Genomic DNA, 26,808 nt, shown 5'->3' on the forward strand with positions numbered 1-26,808 from the left:
TGGAAATTATTGTTCAGTGCAATTCGGGAAAAGTCTGCTGCAGCAAAGCGCTGTGCTTGAGCAACGCGGCAGCGGTCGCGATGTCTGGCGCCAGCCAGCGGTCTTGCGCGTAAGGCGCGACCTGTTCACGCAACAAGCGCCAGGCGCGGTCGGTGCCCGCGCCGAAACGCTGGTCCTTGAGAAACTCGAAGGCCTGGGCCGCCAGCAGGTACTCGATGGCGAGGATCTGGGTAACGTTGGCCAACAGTTGGTGCAGCTTGAGCGCGGCGTTGGTGCCCATGCTCAGGTGATCTTCCTGCAGGCCCGAGGTGACGAAATTGTCGAGTACCGCCGGCTGCGCCAACTGACGGTTCTGCGCGCACAGGGAAGCGGCGACGTACTGCACGATCATCATCCCGGAGTTGACCCCCGGGTCGCTCACCAAAAACGCCGGCAAGCCGCTGACGTGGGGGTTGATCAGGCGGTCCAGACGACGTTCGGCGACCGAGCCGATCTCGGCCATGGCAATCGCCAGCATATCAGCGGCCAGCGCCACGGACTGCCCGTGCGGGTTGGCCTGGGACACCACGCGATAGCTGTGTGGCGTGCCGAGCAGCAGCGGGTTGTCGGTGGCGCTGTTGAGTTCGGTCTCGATCTGGCGGGTCGCGTGTTCCACCTGGTCGCGCGCCGCGCCGTGGATCTGCGGGATCGAGCGGATGCTCAGCGCGTCCTGGGTGCGGATGCCCTGGCTGCTGGCGATCACTTCACTGCCGTCGAGCAACGCACGCAGGTTGATACCGACCTGCTGCATGCCGGGGTGCGGTTTGAGGGCGATGATTTCGGCGTCGAAGGCATCGATCTGGCCGCGCTGGGCCTCGAAACTCATGGCGCCGATCACGTCGGCCCATTGCAACAGTTGATGGGCGTCGGCCAGGGCCAGGCAGCTCAGGCCGGTCATGCACGGCGTGCCGTTGACCAGGCACAGGCCGTCCTTGGCGCCGAGCACCACCGGCTGCAAGCCTTCTGCGCTCAAGGCCTGTTGCGCCGGGACGATCCGGCCGCGGTAGCTCACCTCGCCAATCCCCAGCAACGCCACGCCGACATGGGCCATATGGGTCAGGTAACCCACCGACCCCTGGGACGGCACCTGCGGCGTGATGCCGTGGTTGAGCAGCGCCAGCAGCGCATGCACCACCTGCGGATGCAGGCCGGATTTGCCGTGGCTGTAGTTGATGATCGCCGCGCAGATGATCGCGCGGGTCTGTTCGTCGCTGAGCACCGGGCCGACGCCACAGGCGTGGCTCAACAGCGTGTTGCGCGACAGTTGGCTCAGTTGCGCGCCCTCCAGCGGCACATTGCACAACGCGCCCAGGCCGGTGTTCACGCCGTAGGCGCGCTCACCGCTGGCGACGATGCGCTGCACGATGGCCTGGGCATTGTCGATGCGCGCCCAGGCCTGGCCCGAGAGTTCGAGCACCGCACCGAAGCGGGCCACGGCGACCACGTCCTGCCAGCGCAGGGGGGTGTCGGCGATGATGATTTTTGCTGCCTGGGACATCTTCATACCTTCTTGAGTTCTTGTGCAGCGTTACTGGCCCTATCGGGAGCAAGCCCCCTCCCACCTTTGGAATGCATCCCCCTGTGGGAGGGAGCTTGCTCCCGATGAGGCCAGCAGCCTTCCCACATAATCCGGATCAAACCACCGCCGCCCGCCGCTGAACGAACCGATCCACATACTCATCCGCCGGCGAATGCAAAATCTCCCGCGGCGTGCCGACCTGGATCAGCTTGCCGTCCTTGAGGATCGCAATGCGGTTGCCGATACGCACCGCCTCGTCGAGGTCGTGAGTGATGAACACGATGGTCTTGTGCAGGGTCTTTTGCAGTTCGAGCAACTGGTCCTGCATCTCGGCGCGGATCAGCGGGTCGAGGGCGCTGAAGGCTTCGTCCATCAGGATGATGTCGGTGTCCGCCGCGAGGGCGCGGGCCAGGCCGACCCGTTGGCGCATGCCGCCGGAGAGCTGGTGCGGGTATTTGTTTTCGTAACCTTTGAGGCCCACGGTTTCGATCCAGTGCAGCGCGCGTTCGGTGCAGACCTGCTTGGTTTCGCCGCGCACTTTCAGGCCGTAGGCGACGTTGTCGAGCACGTTCTTGTGGGGCAGCAGGCCGAAGCTCTGGAACACCATGCTGATCTTGTGTCGACGGAATTCGCGCAGGGCTTGCATGTCCAGTTGCAGGATGTCTTCGCCGTCCACCAGGATCGCGCCGCTGGTGGGGTCGATCAGGCGATTGAAGTGGCGCACCAGGGTCGATTTCCCCGAGCCCGACAGGCCCATGATCACAAAGATCTCGCCGGTGCCGACGCTCAGGGACAGGTCGTTGACGCCGACCACGCACCCGGTCTCGGCCAGCACCTGATCCTTGGTCTTGCCCTGGCCGATCAGCGCCAGCGCGTCCTTGGCGCGGTTGCCGAAGATCTTGAAGACGTTTTTCACTTCGATTTTGCTGACAGTAGTCATTTGCTCGCCTCATGCCGTGGACGACCATAGGCCTGGGTGATGCGGTCGATGACCACGGCGAGAATCACGATGGCCAGCCCGGCTTCAAGGCCGCGGCCGACGTTGAGGGTCTGGATGCCGACAAGGACATCTTCGCCCAGGCCGCGGGCGCCGATCATCGAGGCGATCACCACCATCGACAACGCCATCATGGTGGTCTGGTTGATGCCGGCCATGATGCTCGGCAGCGCCAGCGGCAGTTGCACGCCGAACAGCTGTTGCCAGCGATTGGCGCCGAAGGCGTTGATGGCTTCCATGACTTCGCCGTCGACCTGGCGAATCCCCAGGTCGGTCAGGCGGATCAGCGGCGGCGCGGCGTAGATCACCGTGGCGAAAATCGCCGGCACCTTGCCCAGGCCGAACAGCATCAGCACCGGGATCAGGTACACGAAGCTGGGCATGGTTTGCATGATGTCGAGCAGCGGCATCAACACCGAACGCAGGCGATTGCTGCGCGCCGACAGGATGCCCAGCGGAATGCCGATCAGCACCGAGATCAGCGTAGCGACCAGCATCAGGGCCAGGGTCTGCATCAGTTTGTCCCACAGGCCGACCGCACCCACCAGGAACAACAGGCCGACGATCACCGCGGTGGTCACCACCTTGCGCGTGGCGTGCCAGGCCACGGCGCCGACGATGGCCAGCATCAGCCACCAGGGCGCGGCGCGCAGCAGGCCCTCGAGGTTGACGATGGCCCATAGCAGGGTGTCGGAGATGTGCCGGAACACATCGCCGTAGTTGGTCACCAGCGAATCCACCCAACCGTTGACCCAGTCGGCGATGGAAAACGTAAAACTCTCAGGAAACATAGCGTGCTCTCGATCCAGTGGGTTGTGGCCAGGCGCCCGGCTGCCCCTCAGGGTAGTCGGGCGCGCATGACCTACAAGGCCGCGTCGATTTTCTTGGCGGCGTCTTCGCTCACCCAGGCGTGCCAGATTTCAGGGTGTTCCTTGAGGAATAGTTTCGCCAGTTTCGGCGATTCGATTCGCTCCTTGGCCATGCGCCCCAGGTTCTGGTTCAGCAGGTCGATGGGCAGGTTGACCTTTTCCAGCACGGCCACCAGTTCCGGTGCCTGTTCGTGGAAGGTCTTGGACAGGCCGACCTTGATGCTCACGCTCTTATCCACGCCGGTTTTTTCTTCCAGCTTGACCAGGTCGACCTGGCCCATCAGCGGCGTTGGCGACCAGTAGTAGAACAGGATCGGCTCGCCGCGCTTGTAGCTCGACAGCACCGCCGCATCCAGCGCCGGGCCGGTGCCAGGACGGAAGTTGGTGTAGCTGCTCTCCAGGCCGTAGCTCTTGAGCATCGCGCTGTTGTCCAGCTCGCAGGTCCAGCCGGCCGGGCAATTATAGAAGCGGCCTTTGGACGGCTCTTCCTGGTCCTTGAACACCGCAGCGTACTTGGCCAGGTCGGCGATGTTTTTCAGGCCCGGCGCCTTGGCTTCCAGCTTGCGCTTGGCATCGCCTTCGATCACGTAACGCGGCACATACCAGCCTTCGATCGCACCGACAATCGGCGCGCCGACACCGACGACCTTGCCGGCCTTCTCGGCCTTGTTCCACACCTCGCTGCGGCCGACCCACTCTTCGGCAAACACTTGAATGTCATTGCTGCTCAGGGCGTTTTCCATGGTGATCGAATTACCCGGCAGGCTGTCGGTCTTGCAGTCGTAGCCCTTTTCCATAACGGTTTGCAGGATGTCAGTGAGCAACATGCCGCTTTCCCAGTTCAGGCCGGCGAATTTCACCGGCTTACCGGACTCGCACCAACCGGCCGCCTGGGCACCGGCGCTTGCCAGCAAGCCCATGGACAGCAATGTGGTCAGCAGGGTCTTGTTCGATTTCATTGTGTGACGCTCCTAATCATGAGTTGGCTTACGGCAGTCAAGAGGCATCCTGCCCGGTCCACGTCCAATCAGGCCCGCGCCGCAGAGCGACTGGCGCCGCTGGCTGGGGCAGGTACAACGCTGTCCTGCTCGACCGGCAGAATCAGTTGATCGGGCACGGCGCTGTGCCATTTTTTCGCACACACGTAATACAGAGCTGCGGGAATTATCAGACCGATGATCCAGGAAATATCCACATCACCCAGGGCGGCCACCAGCGGACCGGTGTAGAACTTGGTGGAGATGAACGGCAATTGCACCAGCACACCGAACACATAGACGCTGATACCGAGCAGGTTCCAACGCCCATAGCGCCCGTCCGGATCGGCCAGCGCCGTCACGTCATAACGCTCGCGGGTGATGCAGTAGTAGTCCACCAGGTTGATCGCGCTCCAGGGCGTAAAGAACGCCAGCAGGAACAGGATGAAAGACTTGAACGCACCGAGGAACGAGTGCTGGCCGAGCAACGCGATCAGAGTCGCCGTACCGACGATGGCCAGCACAAAAACCAGACGCTGCAAGCGCGTGACCTGCAGGCGCCCCCGGAAGCCGCTGATGATGGTGGCAATGCACATGAAGCTGCCGTAGGAGTTCAGCGTGGAGATGGTGACCTTGCCGAACGCGATGCTGAAATACAGCAGCGCGGCGGTGGCCCCCGTACCGCCCAAACCGACGATGTAGGCCACTTCATGACCGGCGAATTGCCCGTTGGACAGAGCGGCGGCAAACACACCGAGGGCCATCGCCACCTGTGCGCCGATCACCGACCCCGCGCCGGCGGCCAGGAAGGTTTTCAGCGAGGACGTCTGGCTCGGCAGGTAGCGCGAATAGTCCGCTACGTAAGGGCCGAAGGCGATTTGCCAGGAGGCTGCGAGCGACACCGCGAGCAGGAAGCTGCTCCAACTGAAGTGACGGATTTGCAGCAGCGCGCCAATGTCGGCCTGGCTCATCAGACGGCTGAACAGGTAGACAAAGGCAATCACACCAATGACGCTGGCGACCCGGCCGATGAAGTGGATCACGCGGTAGCCGAGCACCGTGACCAGCACGATGACACTGGCAAAGACAAGGATACCGACGCTGTCGCTGACGCCGAACAACTGGCCCAGCGCCTGACCGGAAAGCACGGTGCCGGTGGCGGTGAAACCCAGGTACATCAAACACACCAGCACGATCGGGATGGCCGCGCCATAAACCCCGAACTGCACCCGGCTGGAGATCATCTGCGGCAGCCCAAGCTTGGGCCCTTGCGCCGCGTGCAACGCCATGACGCTGCCGCCGAGCAGTTGGCCGATCAACAGGCCGATCAACGACCAGAACACATCACCGCCCAGCACCACGGCCAGGGCCCCGGTGACGATCGCAGTGATTTGCAGGTTGGCGCCCATCCATAGGGTGAACTGGCTAAACAGACGTCCGTGTCTTTCCGCTTCCGGGATGTAGTCGATCGAACGCCTTTCGATCAACGGGGTGGTGCTTGCACGCGCGTCATTTGCAGCCATGTGTGTTCAACCTCTGATGGATTGTTTTGGGTACTGGTTGCTCTTCTGTGGGAGCTGGCTTGCCTGCGATGCGGGCGACGCGGTCTTTCGGGTAGACCGCGGTGATGCAATCGCAGGCAGGCCAGCTCCCACAGAAACCGAGCCAGTCGTTACTTGATCATCGGCAGGTTCAAGCCCTGTTCCTTGGCGCAATCGATCGCGATCTGGTAACCCGCATCGGCATGACGCATCACCCCGGTGGCCGGGTCGTTGTGCAGCACGCGGGCAATCCGCTCGGCCGCTTCGTCGGTGCCGTCGCAGACGATCACCATCCCCGAGTGCTGCGAGAAGCCCATGCCCACACCGCCGCCGTGGTGCAGCGAGACCCAGGTCGCGCCGCTGGCGGTGTTGAGCAAGGCGTTGAGCAGCGGCCAGTCGGACACGGCGTCGGAGCCGTCCTGCATGGATTCGGTTTCGCGGTTGGGGCTGGCCACCGAGCCGGAGTCGAGGTGGTCTCGGCCGATCACCACCGGCGCGGACAGCTCACCGCTGCGCACCATTTCGTTGAACGCCAGGCCCAGCTTGGCGCGTTGGCCCAGGCCGACCCAGCAGATACGCGCCGGCAGGCCCTGGAAGCTGATGCGTTCGCGGGCCATGTCCAGCCAGTTGTGCAGGTGCGCGTCGTCGGGGATCAGCTCTTTGACTTTAGCGTCGGTCTTGTAGATGTCTTGCGGGTCGCCCGACAGCGCGGCCCAGCGGAACGGGCCGATGCCACGGCAGAACAGCGGGCGGATGTAGGCCGGTACGAAGCCTGGGAAGTCGAACGCGTTTTCCACGCCCTCTTCTTGCGCCATCTGACGGATGTTGTTGCCGTAGTCGAAGGTCGGGATGCCTTGTTTCTGAAAGTCCAACATCGCTTTGACGTGAACGGCCATCGACTGCTTGGCGGCCTTGATCACGGCCGCCGGTTCGGTCTTGGCGCGGGCGCGGTATTCGTCCCAGGTCCAGCCGGCCGGCAGGTAGCCGTTGAGAGGGTCGTGGGCGCTGGTCTGGTCGGTGACCATGTCCGGGCGCACGCCGCGCTTGACCAGTTCCGGCAGGATTTCGGCGGCGTTGCCCAGCAGGGCGATGGAGATCGCTTTGCCTTCCTGGGTGTACTTGGCGATGCGCGCCAGGGCGTCGTCGAGGTCGCTGGCCTGTTCGTCGACATAACGGCTGTTCAGGCGGAAATCGATGCTGACCTGCTGGCATTCAATGTTCAGCGAGCATGCGCCGGCCAGGGTCGCGGCCAGCGGCTGCGCGCCGCCCATGCCGCCGAGGCCGGCGGTCAGTACCCAACGGCCTTTGAGGTTGCTGTCGTAATGCTGGCGACCGGCCTCGACGAAGGTTTCGTAGGTGCCCTGGACGATGCCTTGGCTGCCGATGTAGATCCAGCTGCCGGCGGTCATCTGGCCGTACATGGCCAGGCCCTTGGCATCCAGTTCGTTGAAGTGTTCCCAGCTGGCCCAGTGCGGCACCAGGTTGGAGTTGGCGATCAGCACACGCGGGGCATTGCGGTGGGTCTTGAACACACCGACCGGTTTGCCCGACTGCACCAGCAGGGTTTCGTCATCGTTCAGGTTGGTGAGGCTCTCGACAATCTGGTCGTAGCACTCCCAGTTACGCGCCGCACGGCCGATGCCGCCGTACACCACCAGCTCTTTCGGGTTTTCGGCCACTTGCGGGTCAAGGTTGTTCATCAGCATGCGCAGCGGCGCTTCGGTCAGCCAGCTTTTGGCGGTGAGCGTGTTACCGCGCGCGGCGCGGATTTCGACGTCTCGGTATTTTGTAGGCTTAGCGTTAGAAAAATCGGTCACAACCAGAACTCCTCAGCGATCGATGCGCGAACTGGATGCGTGCGAAGTCGACTCTTACGCACACACCTTTACTTGTACATACAAGCATATGCAATCGAACGGCCAACTTTCCTGGAGTGCAGGCGCGATTGTTTGCACAGCCGTGCGCGAGCCTTGGAAATTAAGGCTTCGAGGCGTGATGAAATTTCTCGGGGGGCGGTTTTACAGCGAGGCCGGTTTGCCACGTCAGGGTGGTATTGCGCCACGCTGGGGCGTTCGGTAACAAAGTGGTGCGGAAGGCTGGAAACAGATCGCAAGAACAGTGGGGAAACAAATGTGGGAGGGGGCTTGCCCCCGATTGCAGTGGGTCAGCTACAGATAAGTTGACTGGTCCACCGCCATCGGGGGCAAGCCCCCTCCCACATTTTTTAACCGCGTGCGGTCAGTTCGATGATGCAGCAGCGGCCCGTGACCGAGATATCCAGCAAGCCGGTATTAGCGTCCACCTGCAGGCAATCATGATGACCCAACACCTGGTCGAGCACCTTCACCTCATCGGCCACGCTGAACACCAGCACCGTCTGCGCGGTGCTGAAAAAGCGCTGCCCCCCATCGACCCACTGCAACCGCGCATGGTAACGCTGGGGTGAATAGATCAGGTTGAAATCGCGGATCGGCCCACTGATCAGGCGACACGACACCTGGCTGTCGCCCTTGAACGCGAACGCTTGCAGCGGCAACAACCCCCGCTGCTCCTCGCCGTCCACGGTCAGGATCATGCCCGCACCGTTGATCACCGTGATCACGCGTTGATAGCCGGCGAAGGAGGAAAACCCGCCCGACTCGCCGATATCGGCAATCGACAGGCGCCAGCCAAAGCCCTCCAGGCCATGGCCGCCATCGCGGCTGATTTCTTCGGTGCTGCCGCCGCCGTTTTTCCACGGCATACGCACGTAATTGGCGGCGCGCCAGACGGTCACTGCACTCATTTACTGAAGCGTCCTTCCAGGCTGTGACGGGAACCGGGGTGGATCAAGCGCGCGGCGGTCACCGGCTGGCGACCGGACCAGGTGCGTCGACGAATCAACAGGCACGGCTCGCTCGGTTCGATCTGCAGCAACTTGCACTCGGCGGCATCGGCAAGGATCGCTTCGACCACATGCTCGCCCTCGGTCAACGGTGCGACCTGGTTCAAATAGGCGTAGGGGGTTTGCTGGGTGAAATCCTGCTGCAGGTATTCCGGCGCGACCAGGGCGTTGACGAAGCGGTCTTCGATTTGCACTGGAATATCGTTTTCAAAGTGAACGATCAGCGAGTGGAATACCCGTCCGCCTTCACGCATTTCCAGGGCGACGGCGCGCTCGGAACCGGCCGCCTCTTCGCCCAGGGTGATGACCTGGCAGGTATGCCGATGGCCGCGGGCGGCGATCTCATCGGCAATGTTATGCACTTCAAACAGCGCCGACTGGCTCTTGGGCTCGGCGACGAACGTGCCGACGCCTTGCATGCGTACCAGCAGCCCTTCGGCGGTGAGTTCACGCAGGGCGCGGTTGATGGTCATGCGGCTGAAACCCAGCTGGCTGACCAGTTCACTCTCCGACGGCACGCGGTAATGGGGCGGCCAGTTGCCGCTGAGGATCTGCTGGCTGATCATTTGTTTGACGCGGGCATACAAGGGCGCCGGACTTTCGTCCAGGTGGGCAGCCAGTGAAGACTTGGCGGGCGGAGTCGGCACGGGGAATCCTTGCAGGGGAAAAAGATGCATAGATTGCCGGAGTTTACCGAGCAGGCAAACGTCTGTATATGTATATACAAATAAACACACGACCGGGGTGCCCTGAACATGTCCGTTTTCTTTGCCGAACGCGCACTGCTGCCTGATGGATGGGCCAACGATGTACGCCTTGAAGTCGGCGTTGATGGCCTGCTGACTCACGTCGCGGCCAATGCCAGCGCAGACGGCGCCGAACGGCTCAGAGGCCCGGTATTGGCGGGCATGCCGAACCTGCACTCCCATGCATTCCAGCGCGCCATGGCGGGCCTGGCCGAAGTGGCCGGCAACCCGAACGACAGCTTCTGGACCTGGCGCGAGCTGATGTACCGCATGGTCGGCAAGATCAATCCGGAGCAACTGCAGATCATCGCGCGCCAGTTGTATATCGAGATGCTCAAGGCCGGTTACACCTCGGTCGCGGAATTTCATTACGTCCACCACGACGTCAGCGGCCAGCCATATGCCGACCGCGCGGAACTGTCGCGGCAGATCAGCCAGGCGGCCGCCAGCAGCGGGATTGGCCTGACATTGCTGCCGGTGCTCTACAGCCACTCCGGGTTTGGCGGCCAGGCACCCAATGAAGGCCAGCGGCGGTTTATCAACAGCGGCGAACATTATCTGGAGCTGCAGGCGCGCCTGAAACCGATCCTCGCCGCACAGCCGGCGCAGCAACTGGGCTTGTGCTTTCACTCCCTGCGCGCCGTCACGCCGCAACAGATCACAGACGTGCTGGCTGCCAGCGACAAGGCCTGCCCGGTGCATATCCACATCGCCGAGCAACAGAAAGAAGTCGACGACTGCCTGGCCTGGAGCGGCAAACGCCCGCTGCAATGGCTGTATGACAACGTCGACGTCGATGAGCGCTGGTGCCTGGTACACGCCACCCATGCCGACCCCGAGGAAGTGACGCGCATGGCCAACAGCCGCGCGATTGCCGGTTTGTGCCTGACCACCGAAGCCAACCTGGGCGACGGGATTTTTCCGGCAGTGGATTTCCTCGCTCAAGGCGGGCGCCTGGGTATTGGTTCCGACAGCCATGTGTCGCTGAGCGTGGTGGAAGAACTGCGCTGGCTGGAATACGGCCAACGCCTGCGCGATCAGCGGCGCAATCGCCTGTATCGCCACGACCAACCGATGGTCGGCCGCACGCTGTTCGATGCCGCACTGGACGGCGGCGCCCAGGCGCTGGGGCAACCGATCGGGCGGCTGGAAGTGGGCAAGCGCGCCGATTGGCTGGTGCTGGACGGAAACGATCCGTACCTGGCGACGGCGACCGAAGACGGGATTCTCAATCGCTGGCTGTTCGCCGGTGGCGATCGCCAGGTGCGCGATGTGCTGGTCAACGGCAAGTGGGTGGTGCGCGACGGGCGGCATGCCGCTGAAGAAGAGAGCAGCCGGGCGTTTACCCAGGTTTTGAGAGAGTTACTCGGTTAACAGGCAACCCATAACAAATGTGGGAGGGGCGGTGCGACGATTCGACTTGCCCCCTCCCACAATTGGATTTGTGCTGATCCAGAGTTATTGCGAGGTCTTCGCCATCTGCTTGTCCGACGTGCGCCAGATCAGGCGCGTGGTGTCATAACCCTGCTGCCGTGCCCTGCTCAGCAGGTCTTCGCGGGTGTCGGCGCTGACCGTCGGCGTGCGTGACAAGATCCACATATAGCGCCGGCTCGGGCTGCCGACGAGGGCAGTCTTGTAATCATCGCTGACATACAACACCCAGTAGTCGCCCTTGGCGACGCCCGGCAACAGCGCGGTAAACCAGTTATTGAATTCCACCCTGAGCTTGTCGGTCTTGCCCGGCACTTGCGGCGTAGCGGTGCCCTTGGCTTCTTCCCACTTCCAGTCGCTGGTCAGACAGCGGTTGAACACCGACATATCGCCATCCGGCAACAAGGTGTAGCGGGCCTCGGACTGCGCGCAGTTGCGCTGGAAGTACATCGGCAATCGCGCCAATTCGTACCAGGTGCCCTGGTAACGCTTGAGGTTGACGTTACCCGCGGTCTTGGGTTGCAGATCATCGCCAGAATGGCTGGCGCAGCCCGCCAAAAACAGGCTGGCGCAAAGGAACACAACAAAACGCATCATTCTTCTTCTCCCGCAGGCTTTCGCCCCGGTTTACTTCAGGCCTTGCCCGGAAAACATCAGAACTTTGTCACCGGCATATTGAACGCTGATAAAGCTGTTTTTATCGCCCCAGGTGCAGCTGGACATACCCAGCGCGCCGGAACAATCGGTCGGCTTACCCAGCAACGACTCCACTTCGGCCTTGGCCATGCCAGCCGACAGCTTCGCGTAATTTTCCTGATTGACCTTGCTGCAAGCGGCCAACAGCACGCAAAAGGCCAGCAAAGCGAGACGGCGTAACGACATGGAATAACTCCTGGAGGGACGAGGCAGGTTGGGGGTCTGCCAGAAGCTTAGAAGGGAAAACAGGTGTCTGGTTCCCGACAAACGAAAACAAAAAAGCCCCGAAAACGCTGAAACGTTTCGGGGCTTCTCATCGTTCAAGACTTCACGTCTTGAACGTGCCGAGGGAGCTTGCTCCCTCGCCGCACTTACTTCTTGTGATAGCCGGTCACGCGCTCGACTTCTTCCTTCGAACCCAGGAACACCGCCACGCGCTGGTGCAGGCCTTCGGGCTGGATGTCGAGGATGCGCTGGTGGCCGTCGGTGGACACACCGCCCGCCTGTTCAACCAGGAACGACATCGGGTTGGCTTCGTACATCAGGCGCAGCTTGCCCGGCTTGGACGGCTCGCGGCTGTCACGCGGGTACATGAACACGCCACCACGGGTCAGGATACGGTGTACGTCAGCCACCATCGCCGCGACCCAGCGCATGTTGAAGTTTTTCTTCAACGGGCCTTCTTCGCCTTCCATCAACTCGCTGACGTAGCGCTTGACCGGTTCTTCCCAGTGGCGCTGGTTGGACATGTTGATCGCAAATTCCTGGGTAGAAGCAGGAATCGAGATGTCTTCGTGGGTCAGCACGAAGCTGCCCATTTCGCGGTCCAGGGTGAAGCCTTTGACGCCGTCGCCCAAGGTCAGCACCAGCATGGTCTGCGGGCCGTAGATCGCATAACCGGCGGCAACCTGCTGGGTGCCCGGCTGCAGGAAGGCCTTTTCGTTCAGGGCTTCGTTCTGGCTCAGGTGTTCGTTCGGGCAACGCAGCACCGAGAAGATGGTGCCGACCGGGGCGTTGATGTCGATGTTGGACGAGCCGTCCAGTGGGTCGAACACCAGCAGATAGGCGCCTTTCGGGTATTTGCCCGGGATCTGGTAGGCATTGTCCATTTCTTCGGACGCCATGCCGGCCAGGTGACCGCCCCATTCGTTGGCTTCGAGCAGGATCTCGTTGGAGATCACGTCGAGTTTCTTCTGCACTTCGCCTTGGACGTTTTCAGTGCCCATGCTGCCGAGGACGCCACCCAGCGCGCCTTTGGACACGGCGTGGCTGATTTCCTTGCAAGCACGCGCCACCACTTCGATAAGGAAGCGCAGATCGGCAGGCGTGTTGTTACTGCGGGTCTGCTCGATCAAATAGCGACTCAGGGTAACGCGGGACATGGAAGGCTCCGATGTATGGGGGGCTAAAAACCCGCGCAGTTTAACGCGAGTCGGGGCGTATTTCCTCCTATCAGAGGATTTAAACCCAATAGAGTTCATGGACGTTATTTAACGTGCTGCTGCAGGCTTGCGCAGCAAACTGTAAGCCATGGCCCCCAGCGCCGCCACACCGAGCAGCAATACGGCCCAGAGTCCGAGTTTTTTCCAGTTCGGTTCGGTGTCGACAGCGGCCACGAGCGCTGGCGACGTGACCCTGACGTCCCCCGCCACCGTGGCCTGCCCCAAGGTGTTGAGGCGCTCGGCGCTGTAGTCGGGGATCAGGGTCGACAGCGGCAGGTTCGCCGCCTTGGCCGAGGCATTCCCCAGCGCCAGGGTGAACGGCGGCTCGCCCCGCGCCAGGAACACCAACTGAGTGGCGCGCACGGCAACCCGCAGGGTCGGCGCGGCGGTGCCCAGGCCGCCGCCGCGCTCATCCACCTGCAACTTGAGTTCGGCGACCGCCTGGCCCGGCAACTGCAATTGATCCTGCACCACGTCCCGGCCGTTCTGGGTCAGGCGGTACAGCAAACCATTGCTCAACGGCTGCCAGGCTTGCTTGCTGTCGCGTCGCCCCGACAAGGTCACGGGCGCCAGCGTATTGGGTTGTGTCAATTCCACGCGCAGGCGCTCGACGTTCAGCCCCGCCGGCAACTGCCAGGTGTATTCCCCCGCCTGCAGCCGCGTGCCGGAGAGCGGCTGCGACCACACCCATGGCGTCGGCAGGCTGCTGCGGGTGGCGCTGACCAATTTGGCCGAGGTCAACAGCGGCGCCGCCTGGCCCTGCCACAACAGGCGCAGGTAACGCGCCGTTTGCCCCGGCAGGTTGACGTCGTGCTGCTCGACGCGCTCGTCGGCAAACGACAAGCGCGCCACTTGCCCGTCGCCCCAGGGCGTCCAGTGCTGCAAGTCATCGCTGGCTTCGATGCTGAATCGCTGGAAGCCTTCTTGCTCGTGGCTCCAGTCGAGGCTCAGTTGCTGCAACGGCGCCTTGATCGCACTGGCGTCGAGCACCCAGCCGCGCAGCACCTGCTGGCCGGTCGTGGTTGCCGTGGAGGGGCGCACCTCCAGCAAGGTGCCTTCGGCGCTGGACTTCATCACCACCGCCGGCAAGGTTTCGCGGGTGTCGGCGGCGTACAGCGGGAACCACTTCACATCGGCAACGTTACGATTCTCGGTGTGTTGCGCGGATTGGCGCGACAGCGCGTAGGCCTGGGGCTCACCGGCGGCATTGAATACGCGCAGATCGCTGAGGTCGGCCTGGCGCGCGCTCAGTTGCACGGCCAGCGGCAATTCGAGGCGATACCACGGGCCGTTGCCGCTGATACTCAGCGGCACCTGGGCGGAGAAGTCGGCGGGCGTTTCCTGGGCCCATACCGACAATGTCGCACACACGCCCACTACCGCCACGCTCAACTTACCGATCAAGAGGATGCTCCTTCAGTTTCCAACACAGGTTCGGCGCGCTTGGGCGGCAGCGGTGCGAAGTAACCCACCACCAGCAACAACCCGCCCACGCCAATGAACGACACGATCCGCGCCAGGCCGCCACGGTTGCTCAGCTCGACAAAAAACAACTTGGCCACCACCACGGCAATCAACGCCGCGCCGATCAGCCAAACTTCGCGACGATGGCGCAGGTGACCGCCGATCATCAGGCCGAGGGCAATCAGGGTCCAGACGATCGACAAACCAGCTTGCACCAGCATCGACTCCAGCAACGCGTCCAGGTGAAACGGCACGCCGCCCCAATGGTGGGCGGTACGCATCACCAGCGCCGTGAAGAACGCAAACAGCGAAGCCCCCGCCACCCCTTGGGCGATCCGTTCGGCACGCGGCCCGCGCTGCGGCGCCACACTGCGCGACCACAGATACACGCCAAGCAGGGCAAACAGCAGGCCCAGGTCCAGCGGGTTGATCAGCGGCACATAGGGCAACGGCTTGGCCGTACCGTCGCTGAACGTATTGGCCAGCCAGAACCAGCCGAGCATCAGCACCGCCAACGGCAGCGCCGCCAGCACGCGGTACTCCTTGGCATAGGCCGACACCGGCCATGGCCAACTGCGCGGCGCAGCCGCCAGCACCAGGTAGAGGCTCGGCAGGATCGCCCAGCCCAGCCAGCGCCAGGCGTTGTATTCGCTCGACAGCAACAACAGGCCGTAGCGCAGCTCCAGCGCCAGGACGCCGATCAACATCCAGCTACCCAACACATGGGCAACGCTCAGTACTTTGGCCGGAGCCACCGCCGCCAAGCGCCGCAATGAGATGAAATGCACCGCGAACACCGCCAGCCAGGCCAGCCAGCCGAACTGCGCCGCCGGGTGATAGTAGCTATGGGCAGACACCAGCAACACCGCTGCCGCCGCCGGCATCAGCAAGGTGCAGAGCATCGCCAGCGAGGCCCAGCGCAGGCGCGCCGCGAACAGCGTCCAGAGCGCCACGCTCGCCGCGGCGATACCCAGCAGGAACGCGCCCTGCAACGCTTGCGGGATAAACCGCAGCACTTCGCCGATCAGCGCCAACGCCCACCAGGCCGCGCCCCATACCAGCAACAGGTCGGACAGGCGTTGCAGTTTCAGCACGGCAAACACCGGCGCATGAGGTTCGCGCTGCAAGCGCCAGGCGCCGACCAGAGCGGCCAGGCCCAACACCATCGGCGTCCAGAAGCCGCTGTGCGCCAACGGACGCAAACCTTCATTGGTCAACGGCCCGAGCAGTTCCGGCACCGCCAGCAGGAACGACGCGCCGCCGATCAGTTGCAGCAGCAAACCGAACACAAAACTGACGCGCTGTTGCAGGTACAGGCTCAACCAGATGATCAGCAGACCACTCGCCGCCCACACCCCGCTGGCGCTTTCCCAAGGCAGCACAAACAGCACGGCCAGGTTGATCAACACCAGGCCGGCCAGCAACACCACCGACAACCCGCGCAACAGGCGCGCGTCGCTGCGCACCATGTCGTCACGGGCCGCCAGCAGCATGCCGCCGATCAACGCCAGCCCGATCAGCGAGGCCGTCAGCAAACCGCCCCAACCCGCGCTGAATACCGCCACGCCATCACCGCCTTGCAGGCGCAACAGGAACAACGCGCCACCCAGCAGTTGCACGGCGAACGCGGTGAACAGGAAGGTCCGTGAACCGATGCGCAGGCCCACATACAGCGTCGCCAGGCCGGCGAGCGCCCAACTGATGGCGGTGCCCTGGGTCAGCAACAGCAGCGGTGCGAGCAGGTACACGAAGGTCAGCCCGAGGCTGGCCAACACCGGCAAGCCCTTGCGCTCCCAAGCCGCCGCCTGTTCGGTGGAGGCGTTGCGCAACTGCGCGAAGCTGAACAGCAACGCGGCGCCCAGCAACAGCGCGCCCAATGGCGCACCGTCCAGCATTGTGTGTGCGCCGACGCGCAGTTCACTGAGGAAGGCCAGCGCCGAACCCAGTTGCAACAACAGGCCGAACGCCCGCGCCAACGGCCGTTGCTGGCGCAGGCCGAGCCAGAAGATCCCGGCGCCTTCCACCGCCCAGGCCGCTGCGGTCCAGCGCGCGTCGAGGCCCAGGGGAATCGCCAGGCTGGCGAAGATCACGCCCAGGGCCAGACAGGTTTCCGCCAGCAACAAGGCACGCCCGCCACGGAGCAGTCGGGCCAGGCCCATGTAGATGATGCCCAGGCCCAGGGCGCTGAACGCAGCGGCAAACTCCAGGTGTTGTACCAGTGCGAACTGCAAGCCGAAGCCCACCAGTGGCGGACCGAACAGCAGGCTGCCGTCGACATAATCGCCCTTGGCCGCCGACCAGCGCAGCAGCGCGCCCCGGCTGTCGTCCTCGGGCGCGTCGTTCATCTCCAGCAATTTGCGCCGGGTGAACAGCAGGCCGATGGCCAGGTACATCAGGAAAAACACGATCAGGAACGGCTCGGTGCTCCACAGCAGCTGCGGCGCATACGAACGCAGGCCCCAGGCGAAACCGATGCCGAAGGTGCCGACAAAGCCGATCAGGTTGAGCAGGCGCCAGGCCTTGAACCAGGCGATGGCGAGGATGCCGGCATTGAGCAGGGCGAAGTAGCTGAACAGCGCCACATGGCTGCCGGCGCCGGTGGAAGTCAGGATCGGCGCGGCAAACCCGCCCAGCGCCGCTGCGCAGGCCAGGCCCAACGCATCCTGGGTAATCGCCAGGATCGCCGAAAACAGCGTGACCGCCACCAGCAGGCCCAGCGCCGCGCCCGGGTCGATCAACGGGTGCAGGCGCATTGCGGCAAACACCGTCAGGTACAGCACCGCAATCCCGGTGCCTTGCAGCATCAAGCCGTAATTGCTGTTGCGCAGCCGCAACCACCAGCCCAGGCCCAGCAGGCCCAAGGCGGCGGCGGCAACCCCGGCATAACGCAGTTCGATCGGCACCACCATGCCTTCGGTGGCATAACGCAGCAAAAAGGCCAGGCCGAGGAACAACAGCACCACACCGACGCGCAACACGGTATTGCCGCCGAACAGCCAATTGCGCGCGCCGCGGATGGCACGTTCGATCAGGTTCGGGCCTCGGGGGATAACCGGTTCAGGTGCAGGCGGTTTCTCGGCAGGCGTCCACACATCCGCCGGTAACGCCTGGCTTGGTTCGGCGGCAATGGCGACGGGGGTCGGCGCCAGTTCGGCGGGCAATTCCCAGATAAGCTCGGGGGCCTTGGCCGGCGAGGCGGATTCGGCGACGGGGGATTCGACCACCACACTGTGCGCCAGCGGCGCGGGTTCAGGCGCAGGTTTTTCCAGTTGCGCCAGGCGTTGCTCCAGCGCGGAGAGCGCTTTCTGCGCGGTCTCCAACTGACGGCCTTGTTCATCCATGCGCGAAGCCAGCATCGACAGGCGAATCGCCTGGCCAATGCCCAACCCCAGCAGCGCGCCGATGCCCGCGTCGCCGAACGACTCATCGAGCGTCCAGCCGAGCGCCAGCCCAATCAGCATGAAAATCCATTGCATGGTCGATATTCCCTAAGCAAACCGGGACCTAGTATATCGACGCGGGACCAATGTGGGAGAGGGCTTGCCCCCGATAGCGGTGTGCCAGTCGACATATCTGCAAACTGACAGTCCGCTATCGGGGGCAAGCCCCCTCCCACATTTTGGTTTTTGGGGGGGTTAGTCGAGCGCTTTCCAGATCTCGGTGGCGTACTCACGGATGGTGCGGTCCGAAGAGAACCAGCCCATCCGCGCGGTATTGAGCACCGCCGAACGCCACCATTCCTTGGAATCATGCCAATGCGCGTCGACCCGGGTCTGCGCCTCCCAGTAGGCATCGAAGTCGGCACACACCAGGAAGCGGTCGTACTCGATCAGCCCATCGATCAAGCCCACATAACGGCCCGGATCGTCCGGCGAGAACACCCCGCCGCGAATCGCTTGCAACACATCGCTCAAACGATGGGACGCGGCGATGTCCGGCCCGGCGTGGAATTCACCGGCGTGCTTGCGGGCCTCCACCTGCTGGGCGCTGAGGCCGAAGATAAACATGTGCTCGCCGCCCACGCGCTCGTGCATCTCGACGTTGGCGCCGTCCATGGTGCCGATGGACAGCGCGCCGTTAAGGCCGAACTTCATGTTGCTGGTGCCCGATGCTTCAAAGCCGGCGGTGGAAATCTGCTCCGACAAGTCCGCCGCCGGGATGATGCTTTCCGCCAGGCTGACGTTGTAGTTGGGCAGGAACACCACCTTGAGCAAGCCGCGCACGGTGGGGTCGTTGTTGACGGTGCGGGCGATGTCGTTGGTCAGCTTGATGATCAGCTTGGCCTGGTGATAGCTCGCCGCCGCCTTGCCGGCGAAGATCTTCACTCGCGGCACCCAGTCGGTCTCGGGCTCGGCACGGATCGCCTGGTACAGCGCCACGGTGTGCAGCAGATTGAGTAACTGGCGCTTGTACTCGTGGATGCGCTTGACCTGCACGTCGAACATCGCCGCCGGGTTGACCGCAATACCCAGACGCTCATGGATGATCTCGGCCAGCGCGCGCTTGCTGTGCAGGCGTTGTTCGGCGAAGGCCTTGCGGAAGGCCTGCTTCTCGGCGAACGGTTCGAGTTCGATCAGGCGCTGTTCGGGCTTGTCGAGGATGTCCGCACCCAGCGCGTCGACGAGCATGCCGGTGAGTTGGGGGTTGGCCTGGTACAGCCAGCGGCGGAAGGTGATGCCGTTGGTTTTGTTGTTGATGCGCTCCGGGTACAGCTTGTGCAGTTCGGAGAACACCGTGCTGCGCATCAGTTGGGTGTGCAGGCCGGATACGCCGTTGACGCTATGGGAGCCGAGGAACGCCAGGTTACCCATCCGCACGCGGCGGCCGTTGTCTTCTTCGATCAGCGACACGGCGCGCAGCACGTCGAAATCGTGGATGCCCTTGGCGCGCAGCGAGTCGATGTGCTGCGCGTTGATCAGGTAGATGATCTGCATGTGCCGGGGCAGCATGCGTTCCATCAGGCCGACCGGCCAGGTTTCCAGGGCTTCGGGCAGCAGTGTGTGGTTGGTGTACGACAGGGTTTCGACGGTGACGTCCCACGCCGCTTCCCAGGGAATATCGTGCAGGTCCACCAGTTGCCGCATCAACTCGGCGACCGCGATGGACGGGTGCGTGTCGTTGAGCTGAATGGCGGCATGTTCGCCCAGGCTCAGCACCGAGCCGTGCATGTTCTTGTGGCGGCGCAGCAGGTCTTGCAGCGAGGCCGAGACGAAGAAGTATTCCTGGCGCAGGCGCAGTTCCTGCCCCGCTTCGGTGCTGTCGGCCGGGTAAAGCACTCGGGAGATGCTTTCGGCGCGGGCCACTTCGGCGACGGCGCCCAAGTGGTCACCGGCGTTGAAGCGCTCCAGGTGCAGGTCTTCCACGGCGCGCGCACGCCACAGCCGCAGGGTGTTGACGCTGGCGCCGCGCCAGCCGACCACCGGAGTGTCGTAGGCCACGGCCCGCACGGTTTCGCTGGGCGACCACACCTGAATCAGCTTGCCGCCGGCATCGGCGAGGGTTTCGACGCTGCCGCCGAAGCCGATCGGGTAGATCACTTCAGCCCGTTCGAACTCCCACGGGTTGCCGAAATCCAGCCAGCGCTCGGTCTGCTCCTGCTGCCAGCCATCGACAATCGCCTGGCGGAACAGCCCGTGCTCATAACGGATGCCATAACCATGGCCGGCAATGCCCAGGGTCGACATGCTTTCCATAAAGCACGCCGCCAGGCGCCCCAGACCGCCGTTGCCGAGCGCTGCATCGGGCTCCAGCAGGCGGATGCGTTCCAGGTCGACACCCAACTCGGTGAGCGCTTCGCGAGCGATCTCCAGCAGGCCGAGGTTGCTCAGGCTGTCGAAGAGCAGGCGGCCGATGAGGAATTCCAGCGAGAGGTAATACACCCGCTTCTGGCCTTTGCGGTAGATTTGCCGCGTATGGTTCATCCAGTGATCGACCATCTGGTCGCGGGCGGCCAGGGCAATGGCTTCGAACCAGTCATGGTCGAAGGCGTGATCCGGGTCTTTGCCCACCGCATAGGTGAGTTTGGTCAAGACAGCATCGCGAAATGCGGCTACCTCTGCTTCTCGTGCAAGCGGTTCCTGAGACATCGGTGTGACCTCGGGCGAGATTGAAGGAGTTGCTAGAGCCTAGTCGGTCTGACCGGCGGTCGACGCGCTGGTTCGGCAGTTTTTTAACTCATTCACCTTTGCATGAATTTAATGCAGGGGTCGTGCCCGATCACTGTTCGAGCCGCCTTCGAGCTGAAAACCCGAAAATATTGTTCAAAAAACCATCAATCCCGGTATGATCGCGCGCCCGGATACCGCCCCACCTTGGAACCCTGATGAAGCCTCAACTGATCGCCGCCGCGGAACTCGACCGTCTCGAGACCTGGCAGAAATATTCCGCCCACATTTGCGGAGGCTGCGTGTCCAGCTGCTGCACGCTGCCGGTCGAAGTGAAGATCAAAGACTTGATCCGCATTGGCATCGTCGATGAATTCGAGCGCGGCGACCCGCCGAAGAACATCGCCAAGCGTTTGCAGAAGGAAGGCATCGTCGAGCGCTACAACAGCAAATCCGAGATCTTCACCCTGCAGCGCATGAGCAACAACGACTGCCTGTACCTGGATCGTAAGACGCGCTTCTGCACTATTTATGACAAGCGCCCGGATACCTGCCGCAACCACCCGAAAATCGGCCCGCGGCCGGGGTATTGCGCGTACAAGCCCAAGGAAGTGGTGCGCGAGACCAATTTCAAGACGCTCGATAAGTTCTGATCCATGTTTTGCAGGGCTCTCAAGGGCCCTATCGGGGGCAAGCCCCCTCCCACATTTTGAAGGCGTTCACAAATCAAAACTGTGGGAGGGGGCTTGCCCCCGATAGGGCCGGCACCTTCAGCACAAAACCTGCGGACATAAAAAAACGCCCCCGGCCTTTCGACCGGGGGCGTTTTTCATTCAGCCTGAGTTAACTCAGTTCTTGGCTTTCTTGGCAGCGCGGGTACGCTCGCCTTCGTCCAGGATCTTCTTACGCAGGCGGATCGACTTAGGCGTGACTTCGCACAGCTCGTCGTCCTGGATGAATTCCAGGGCCTGTTCCAGGGTGAAGCGAACAGGTGGAACCAGAGCGATGGTTTCGTCTTTACCCGAAGCACGCATGTTGTCGAGCTTCTTGCCTTTGGTTGGGTTGACGCCCATGTCGTTGTCACGGCTGTTCAGACCAACGATCTGACCGTTGTAGATCTCTTGACCGTGTTCAACGAACAGCTTGCCACGCGCCTGGAGGGTTTCCAGGGAGTAGGTCAGCGCCTTGCCGGTTTCAACCGAAACCAGAACACCGTTCTGACGGCCGGACATGTCGCCGGACTTCATGGTGTCGTAGCGATCGAAGATCGAGGTCAGGATGCCAGCACCGTTGGTCAGGGTCAGGAACTGGTTACGGAAACCGATCAGACCACGCGCAGGGATGTTGTATTCCAGACGCACACGGCCTTTGCCATCCGGCACCATGTTGGTCAGGTCGCCCTTACGCAGGCCCATCTCTTCCATGACCTTGCCCTGGGATTCTTCAGGGGTGTCGATGGTGACGTTTTCGAACGGTTCCTGCTTCACGCCGTCAACAGTACGGATGATCACTTCAGGACGACCAACGCCCATTTCGAAGCCTTCGCGACGCATGGTTTCGATCAGTACCGAGAGGTGCAGCTCACCACGGCCGGAAACCTTGAACTTGTCAGCCGAGTCGCCTTCTTCAACGCGCAGTGCCACGTTGTAGAGCAGCTCTTTGTCCAGACGTTCCTTGATGTTACGGGAGGTCACGAACTTGCCTTCTTTACCGCAGAAAGGCGAGTCGTTTACCTGGAAGGTCATGGAAACGGTTGGCTCGTCGACGGTCAGAGGCTTCATCGCCTCGACAGTGTCCGGCTGGCACAGGGTGTCGGAGATGAACAGCGAGTCCATACCGCTGACGCACACGATGTCGCCGGCGAACGCTTCTTCAACGTCGATGCGGTGCAGGCCGTGGTGACCCATCAGCTTCAGGATACGACCGTTGCGCTTCTTGCCGTCGGCGCCGATAGCGACAACCGGAGTGTTCGGCTTGACGCTACCACGAGCGATACGGCCAACGCCGATAACACCCAGGAAGCTGTTGTAGTCCAGTGCCGAGATTTGCATCTGGAACGGACCGTCACGGTCAACCTTCGGTGGTGGAACGTGGTCAACGATGGCCTGGTACAGCGGGGTCATGTCTTCCGCCATGGCGGTGTGATCCAGACCGGCAATACCGTTCAGGGCCGAAGCGTAGATAACCTGGAAGTCCAGTTGTTCTTCGGTAGCACCCAGGTTGTCGAACAGATCGAAGATCTGGTCCAGAACCCAATCCGGACGCGCGCCTGGACGGTCAACCTTGTTGATGCACACGATCGGACGCAGGCCGGCTTCGAACGCCTTCTTGGTCACGAAACGGGTTTGCGGCATAGGGCCGTCTTGAGCGTCAACCAGCAGCAGAACGGAGTCGACCATCGACATTACGCGTTCTACTTCGCCGCCGAAGTCGGCGTGGCCCGGGGTATCCACGATGTTGATGTGGTAGCCGTTCCAGTTGATAGCGGTGTTTTTAGCCAGGATGGTAATACCGCGCTCTTTTTCCTGGTCGTTGGAGTCCATCACGCGCTCGTCGTTGAGCTCGTTGCGCTCCAGGGTGCCGGATTGACGCAAGAGTTTGTCTACCAGGGTGGTTTTACCATGGTCAACGTGAGCAATGATGGCGATGTTACGTAGATTTTCGATCACTTGTGTATCTCGATCAGAGGATTCGGTGTGCTGACAGGTCGTGGCAGCGATTAACAGTAGAGTCAGGCCTTGCCGTTACAGCTTGACGGCAGAGTCGGGGGGCCGGTGACGCAGGCCACAGGCAAACAGCCCCGGGCTCTTAGCTCGGTCGATAAACGCGCACATTGGCATGCCCCTCACTGAGCAAATGGTGGGCATGCAGGCGACTCATCACGCCTTTGTCGCAATACAGCAGGTACTGACGGCTGTTATCCAGTTCCTTGAAACGCGCGTTCAATGCATAGAACGGCAGCGTTTGTACGTCGATGCCAGCGATTTCCAGCGGCTCGTCTTCAGCGGCATCCGGGTGACGGATGTCGATGATGATCTGACCGGCCAGGGCTTCGCTGACTTCTTCGATCTGCACATCCTGGCCCAACTCGTCGATGACACGATCGATCGGGACCAGTTTGGCGTTCTCGAGCGCACGCTCCAGAACCGCCATATCAAACTGTTGTTCTTCATACTCCACGCGGTTGCGCTTGGCGTGGGTCTTGGGGTTCACCGAAATGACCCCGCAATATTCAGGCATGTGCTTGGCAAAGTCGGCGGTGCCGATCTGTTCTGCCAGGTCGATGATGTCCTGCTTATGGCTGGCGATCAGCGGGCGCAGCACCAGCTTCTCGGTCACGCAATCGATCAGCGACAGGTTCGGCAGCGTCTGGCTGGATACCTGGGAAATCGCTTCGCCGGTCACCAGCGCGTCGATCTGCAGTTGATCGGCAATTCGGGACGCTGCGCGCAACATCATACGCTTCAATACTACGCCCATATGACTGTTATCGACTTTGCCGAGAATTTCGCCCAGTACTTCCTCGAACGGCACGCTGACAAACAGCACGCGTTGGGAGCTGCCGTACTTCTTCCAGATATAGTGCGCGACTTCCATCACGCCCAATTCGTGGGCACGCCCGCCCAGGTTGAAGAAGCAGAAGTGGCTCATCAGGCCGCGGCGCATGATCTGGTAGGCCGCCACCGTGGAATCGAAACCGCCGGACATCAAGACCAGGGTCTGTTCCAGGGCGCCGAGCGGGTAGCCACCAATGCTATTGTGCTGGCTGTGGATCACAAACAACCGTTGGTCGCGAATTTCCATCCGCACTTCAATTTGCGGCGCCTTGAGGGAAATTCCGGCTGCGCCGCACTCGCGACGCAGCTTGCTGCCGACGTATTTTTCCACATCCATGGAGCTGAACGGGTGCTTGCCGGCACGCTTGCAGCGCACCGAAAAAATCTTGCCTTCAAGCTCGCTGCCAAAGTGCTGTTTGCACTTTTCGGTGATGTCGTCGAAGTCGCCCAGCGGGTACTCGTCGACCTGCAGGAAATGCGCGATGCCCGGCATGCAGCTCAGGCGCTCGGTCATATCCTTCAAGGCCTTGGCGTCGGTGACACGGGTTTCCAGCTCGAGATTGTCCCACACACCGTTCACCACCACAGCCGGGTCCAGATCGCGGAGCACGGCACGGATGTTCTTGGCCAACTGACGGATGAAACGCATCCGTACCGGTCGGCTTTTGATGGTGATCTCGGGGAAGACTTTAACGATTAATTTCATGGAAACAGCGCGCGCAGGGCCTGCCGAAAAAGGGGGGCGCGGATTATAGCGGAAATCGCTCAAGGTTTAACCAGTTAATATGCATCAACGGCGCAACGCACCAAAACAGGTCATTTATGCAAATGAGCGCCACATTGCAGTGCGTTATTTATTCCATTTCGGCGGTTTGCACTGTTATAGGGGCCATTTTGACGCAAAAAGGCCATGTTGGCGCACTGGCATGCAATTTGCTCTCTTGTGAGGCAGGTTGCCATGGCGGACTATCCGCGCCGGCATCACCCACATTCTAAGGGCTAACTCCACTACCCAGCCCGAAGCCACCCCGGAGGACACCATGTCGAAGTCGGTTCAACTCATCAAAGATCATGACGTTAAGTGGATTGATCTGCGCTTCACGGACACAAAAGGCACTCAGCACCACGTGACCATGCCGGCTCGCGACGCGCTGGATGACGCGTTCTTCGAAGAAGGCAAAATGTTCGACGGTTCCTCCATTGCCGGTTGGAAAGGCATCGAAGCTTCCGACATGATCCTGATGCCGGACGACAGCACTGCCGTGCTGGACCCGTTCACCGAAGACCCAACCCTGATCATCGTCTGCGACGTGATCGAGCCTTCGACCATGCAAGGCTACGACCGCGACCCACGTGCGATCGCCAAGCGTGCCGAGGAATACCTGAAGTCGACCGGTATCGGCGACACCGTATTCGTAGGCCCAGAGCCAGAATTCTTCATCTTTGATTCGGTCAAGTTCAAGTCCGACATCTCCGGTTCCATGTTCAAGATTTTCTCCGAACAAGGTTCGTGGATGTCCGACCAGGACGTAGAAGGCGGCAATAAAGGCCACCGTCCAGGTATCAAAGGTGGCTACTTCCCAGTTCCGCCATTCGACCACGACCACGAAATCCGTACCTCCATGTGCAACGCCATGGAAGAAATGGGCCTGGTCATCGAAGTACACCACCACGAAGTGGCGACTGCCGGCCAGAACGAAATCGGTGTGAAGTTCAACACCCTGGTTGCCAAGGCTGACGAAGTCCAGACCCTGAAGTACTGCGTACACAACGTGGCTGATGCCTACGGCCGTACCGCAACCTTCATGCCTAAGCCTCTGTACGGCGATAACGGTTCGGGCATGCACGTTCACCTGTCCATCGCTAAAGATGGCAAGAACACCTTCGCTGGCGAAGGTTATGCCGGCCTGTCCGACACCGCCCTGTACTTCATCGGCGGTATCATCAAGCACGGTAAGGCCCTGAACGGCTTCACCAACCCGTCGACCAACTCCTACAAGCGTCTGGTCCCAGGTTTCGAAGCACCGGTAATGCTGGCCTACTCGGCTCGTAACCGCTCCGCATCGATCCGTATTCCTTACGTGTCCAGCCCGCGCGCTCGCCGTATCGAAGCCCGCTTCCCGGACCCGGCAGCCAACCCGTACCTGGGCTTCGCTGCACTGCTGATGGCTGGCCTGGACGGCATCCAGAACAAGATCCACCCAGGCGACGCCGCCGACAAAAACTTGTACGACCTGCCGCCTGAAGAGGCCAAAGAGATCCCACAAGTGTGCGGCAGCCTGAAAGAAGCCCTGGAAGAGCTGGACAAGGGCCGTGCGTTCCTGACCAAAGGCGGCGTATTCAGCGACGACTTCATCGATGCCTACATCGAGCTGAAAAGCGAAGAAGAAATCAAAGTCCGCACCTTCGTACACCCACTGGAATACGAGCTGTACTACAGCTGCTGATCCGGTAGCGTCGCTTAACGTGGCGTGATCGAAAAAGACCTCCTTCGGGAGGTCTTTTTTTGCCCGGGGATTACACAGCTCCGCACCTGCAAACC

At 61.8% G+C, this 26,808-nt stretch carries 19 protein-coding genes; 3 read left to right on the forward strand and 16 right to left on the reverse strand.

Going from position 1 to position 26,808, the window contains the following annotated elements; translation table 11 throughout:
• Positions 1-13: 13 nt before the first annotated feature.
• The 8 genes from hutH to hutC all read right to left on the reverse strand — a co-directional run bounded on the left by hutH (position 14) and on the right by hutC (position 9,473).
• Positions 14-1,537: a histidine ammonia-lyase gene (gene hutH / locus NR164_RS08055; RefSeq protein ID WP_079444976.1), complete on the reverse strand. Its 1,524-nt coding sequence runs from the start codon at positions 1,535-1,537 to the stop codon at positions 14-16.
• Between the two features lie 136 nt (positions 1,538-1,673).
• On the reverse strand, positions 1,674-2,498 hold the full coding sequence (locus tag NR164_RS08060; protein ID WP_079442670.1) for a glycine betaine/L-proline ABC transporter ATP-binding protein: 825 nt from the start codon (positions 2,496-2,498) through the stop codon (positions 1,674-1,676).
• Positions 2,495-3,346, reverse strand: coding sequence for a proline/glycine betaine ABC transporter permease (locus tag NR164_RS08065; protein ID WP_046384990.1), 852 nt, complete (start codon positions 3,344-3,346; stop codon positions 2,495-2,497). Before NR164_RS08065 ends, NR164_RS08060 begins: the two co-directional genes overlap by 4 nt.
• 71 nt (positions 3,347-3,417) lie before the next feature.
• Positions 3,418-4,383 carry an ABC transporter substrate-binding protein gene (locus NR164_RS08070; RefSeq protein WP_079442669.1) on the reverse strand — a complete coding sequence of 322 codons (966 nt, stop codon included), beginning with the start codon at positions 4,381-4,383 and terminating at the stop codon, positions 3,418-3,420.
• A gap of 68 nt (positions 4,384-4,451) precedes the next feature.
• Positions 4,452-5,924, reverse strand: a complete 1,473-nt coding sequence (locus tag NR164_RS08075; protein WP_079442668.1) for a cytosine permease — start codon at positions 5,922-5,924, stop codon at positions 4,452-4,454.
• A gap of 149 nt (positions 5,925-6,073) precedes the next feature.
• Positions 6,074-7,759, reverse strand: a complete 1,686-nt coding sequence (gene hutU / locus NR164_RS08080; protein ID WP_057003614.1) for a urocanate hydratase — start codon at positions 7,757-7,759, stop codon at positions 6,074-6,076.
• A 407-nt stretch (positions 7,760-8,166) separates the two neighbouring features.
• Positions 8,167-8,727 (reverse strand): HutD family protein, encoded by a 561-nt coding sequence (locus NR164_RS08085; protein WP_079442667.1) that lies wholly within the window; start codon positions 8,725-8,727, stop codon positions 8,167-8,169.
• Positions 8,724-9,473, reverse strand: coding sequence for a histidine utilization repressor (hutC, locus tag NR164_RS08090; RefSeq protein ID WP_017849911.1), 750 nt, complete (start codon positions 9,471-9,473; stop codon positions 8,724-8,726). The genes NR164_RS08085 and hutC overlap by 4 nt, the downstream gene beginning before the upstream one ends.
• 108 nt (positions 9,474-9,581) lie before the next feature.
• On the opposite strand from hutC, the gene NR164_RS08095 reads away from it, so the two are divergent.
• Complete coding sequence (locus NR164_RS08095; RefSeq protein ID WP_017849912.1) at positions 9,582-10,946, forward strand: formimidoylglutamate deiminase; 1,365 nt, start codon at positions 9,582-9,584, stop codon at positions 10,944-10,946.
• Positions 10,947-11,030: 84 nt separating this feature from the next.
• On the opposite strand, the gene NR164_RS08100 is transcribed toward NR164_RS08095, so the two are convergent.
• The 6 genes from NR164_RS08100 to NR164_RS08125 all read right to left on the reverse strand — a co-directional run bounded on the left by NR164_RS08100 (position 11,031) and on the right by NR164_RS08125 (position 20,691).
• Positions 11,031-11,600 (reverse strand): lipocalin family protein, encoded by a 570-nt coding sequence (locus tag NR164_RS08100; RefSeq protein WP_017849913.1) that lies wholly within the window; start codon positions 11,598-11,600, stop codon positions 11,031-11,033.
• Between the two features lie 30 nt (positions 11,601-11,630).
• Positions 11,631-11,885 carry a hypothetical protein gene (locus NR164_RS08105; protein ID WP_017849914.1) on the reverse strand — a complete coding sequence of 85 codons (255 nt, stop codon included), beginning with the start codon at positions 11,883-11,885 and terminating at the stop codon, positions 11,631-11,633.
• Positions 11,886-12,070: 185 nt separating this feature from the next.
• A complete protein-coding gene (locus NR164_RS08110; RefSeq protein ID WP_046384995.1) occupies positions 12,071-13,081 on the reverse strand; it encodes a class 1 fructose-bisphosphatase in 1,011 nt (336 codons plus the stop codon).
• Between the two features lie 108 nt (positions 13,082-13,189).
• Entirely contained in the window at positions 13,190-14,542 is a 1,353-nt protein-coding gene (locus NR164_RS08115) for a DUF3999 domain-containing protein (protein ID WP_256822604.1), read from the reverse strand.
• Positions 14,542-18,081: a DUF2339 domain-containing protein gene (locus NR164_RS08120; RefSeq protein ID WP_256822594.1), complete on the reverse strand. Its 3,540-nt coding sequence runs from the start codon at positions 18,079-18,081 to the stop codon at positions 14,542-14,544. Before NR164_RS08120 ends, NR164_RS08115 begins: the two co-directional genes overlap by 1 nt.
• Before the next feature lie 159 nt (positions 18,082-18,240).
• Positions 18,241-20,691: a glycogen/starch/alpha-glucan phosphorylase gene (locus NR164_RS08125; protein WP_026140399.1), complete on the reverse strand. Its 2,451-nt coding sequence runs from the start codon at positions 20,689-20,691 to the stop codon at positions 18,241-18,243.
• A gap of 236 nt (positions 20,692-20,927) precedes the next feature.
• Here NR164_RS08125 and NR164_RS08130 point away from each other — a divergent pair, with 236 nt between their 5' ends.
• On the forward strand, positions 20,928-21,362 hold the full coding sequence (locus NR164_RS08130; RefSeq protein WP_256822596.1) for a YkgJ family cysteine cluster protein: 435 nt from the start codon (positions 20,928-20,930) through the stop codon (positions 21,360-21,362).
• Between the two features lie 195 nt (positions 21,363-21,557).
• On the opposite strand, the gene typA is transcribed toward NR164_RS08130, so the two are convergent.
• Both typA and thiI read right to left on the reverse strand, forming a co-directional pair.
• Entirely contained in the window at positions 21,558-23,378 is a 1,821-nt protein-coding gene (gene typA, locus NR164_RS08135) for a translational GTPase TypA (protein WP_017849921.1), read from the reverse strand.
• A gap of 139 nt (positions 23,379-23,517) precedes the next feature.
• Entirely contained in the window at positions 23,518-24,972 is a 1,455-nt protein-coding gene (gene thiI / locus NR164_RS08140) for a tRNA uracil 4-sulfurtransferase ThiI (RefSeq protein WP_046384997.1), read from the reverse strand.
• Positions 24,973-25,306: 334 nt separating this feature from the next.
• Here thiI and glnA point away from each other — a divergent pair, with 334 nt between their 5' ends.
• On the forward strand, positions 25,307-26,713 hold the full coding sequence (gene glnA, locus NR164_RS08145) for a glutamate--ammonia ligase (protein ID WP_017849923.1): 1,407 nt from the start codon (positions 25,307-25,309) through the stop codon (positions 26,711-26,713).
• Positions 26,714-26,808: the final 95 nt, after the last annotated feature.

This window comes from Pseudomonas sp. Pse79, assembly GCF_024519615.1.
Taxonomy (GTDB): domain Bacteria; phylum Pseudomonadota; class Gammaproteobacteria; order Pseudomonadales; family Pseudomonadaceae; genus Aquipseudomonas; species Aquipseudomonas veronii.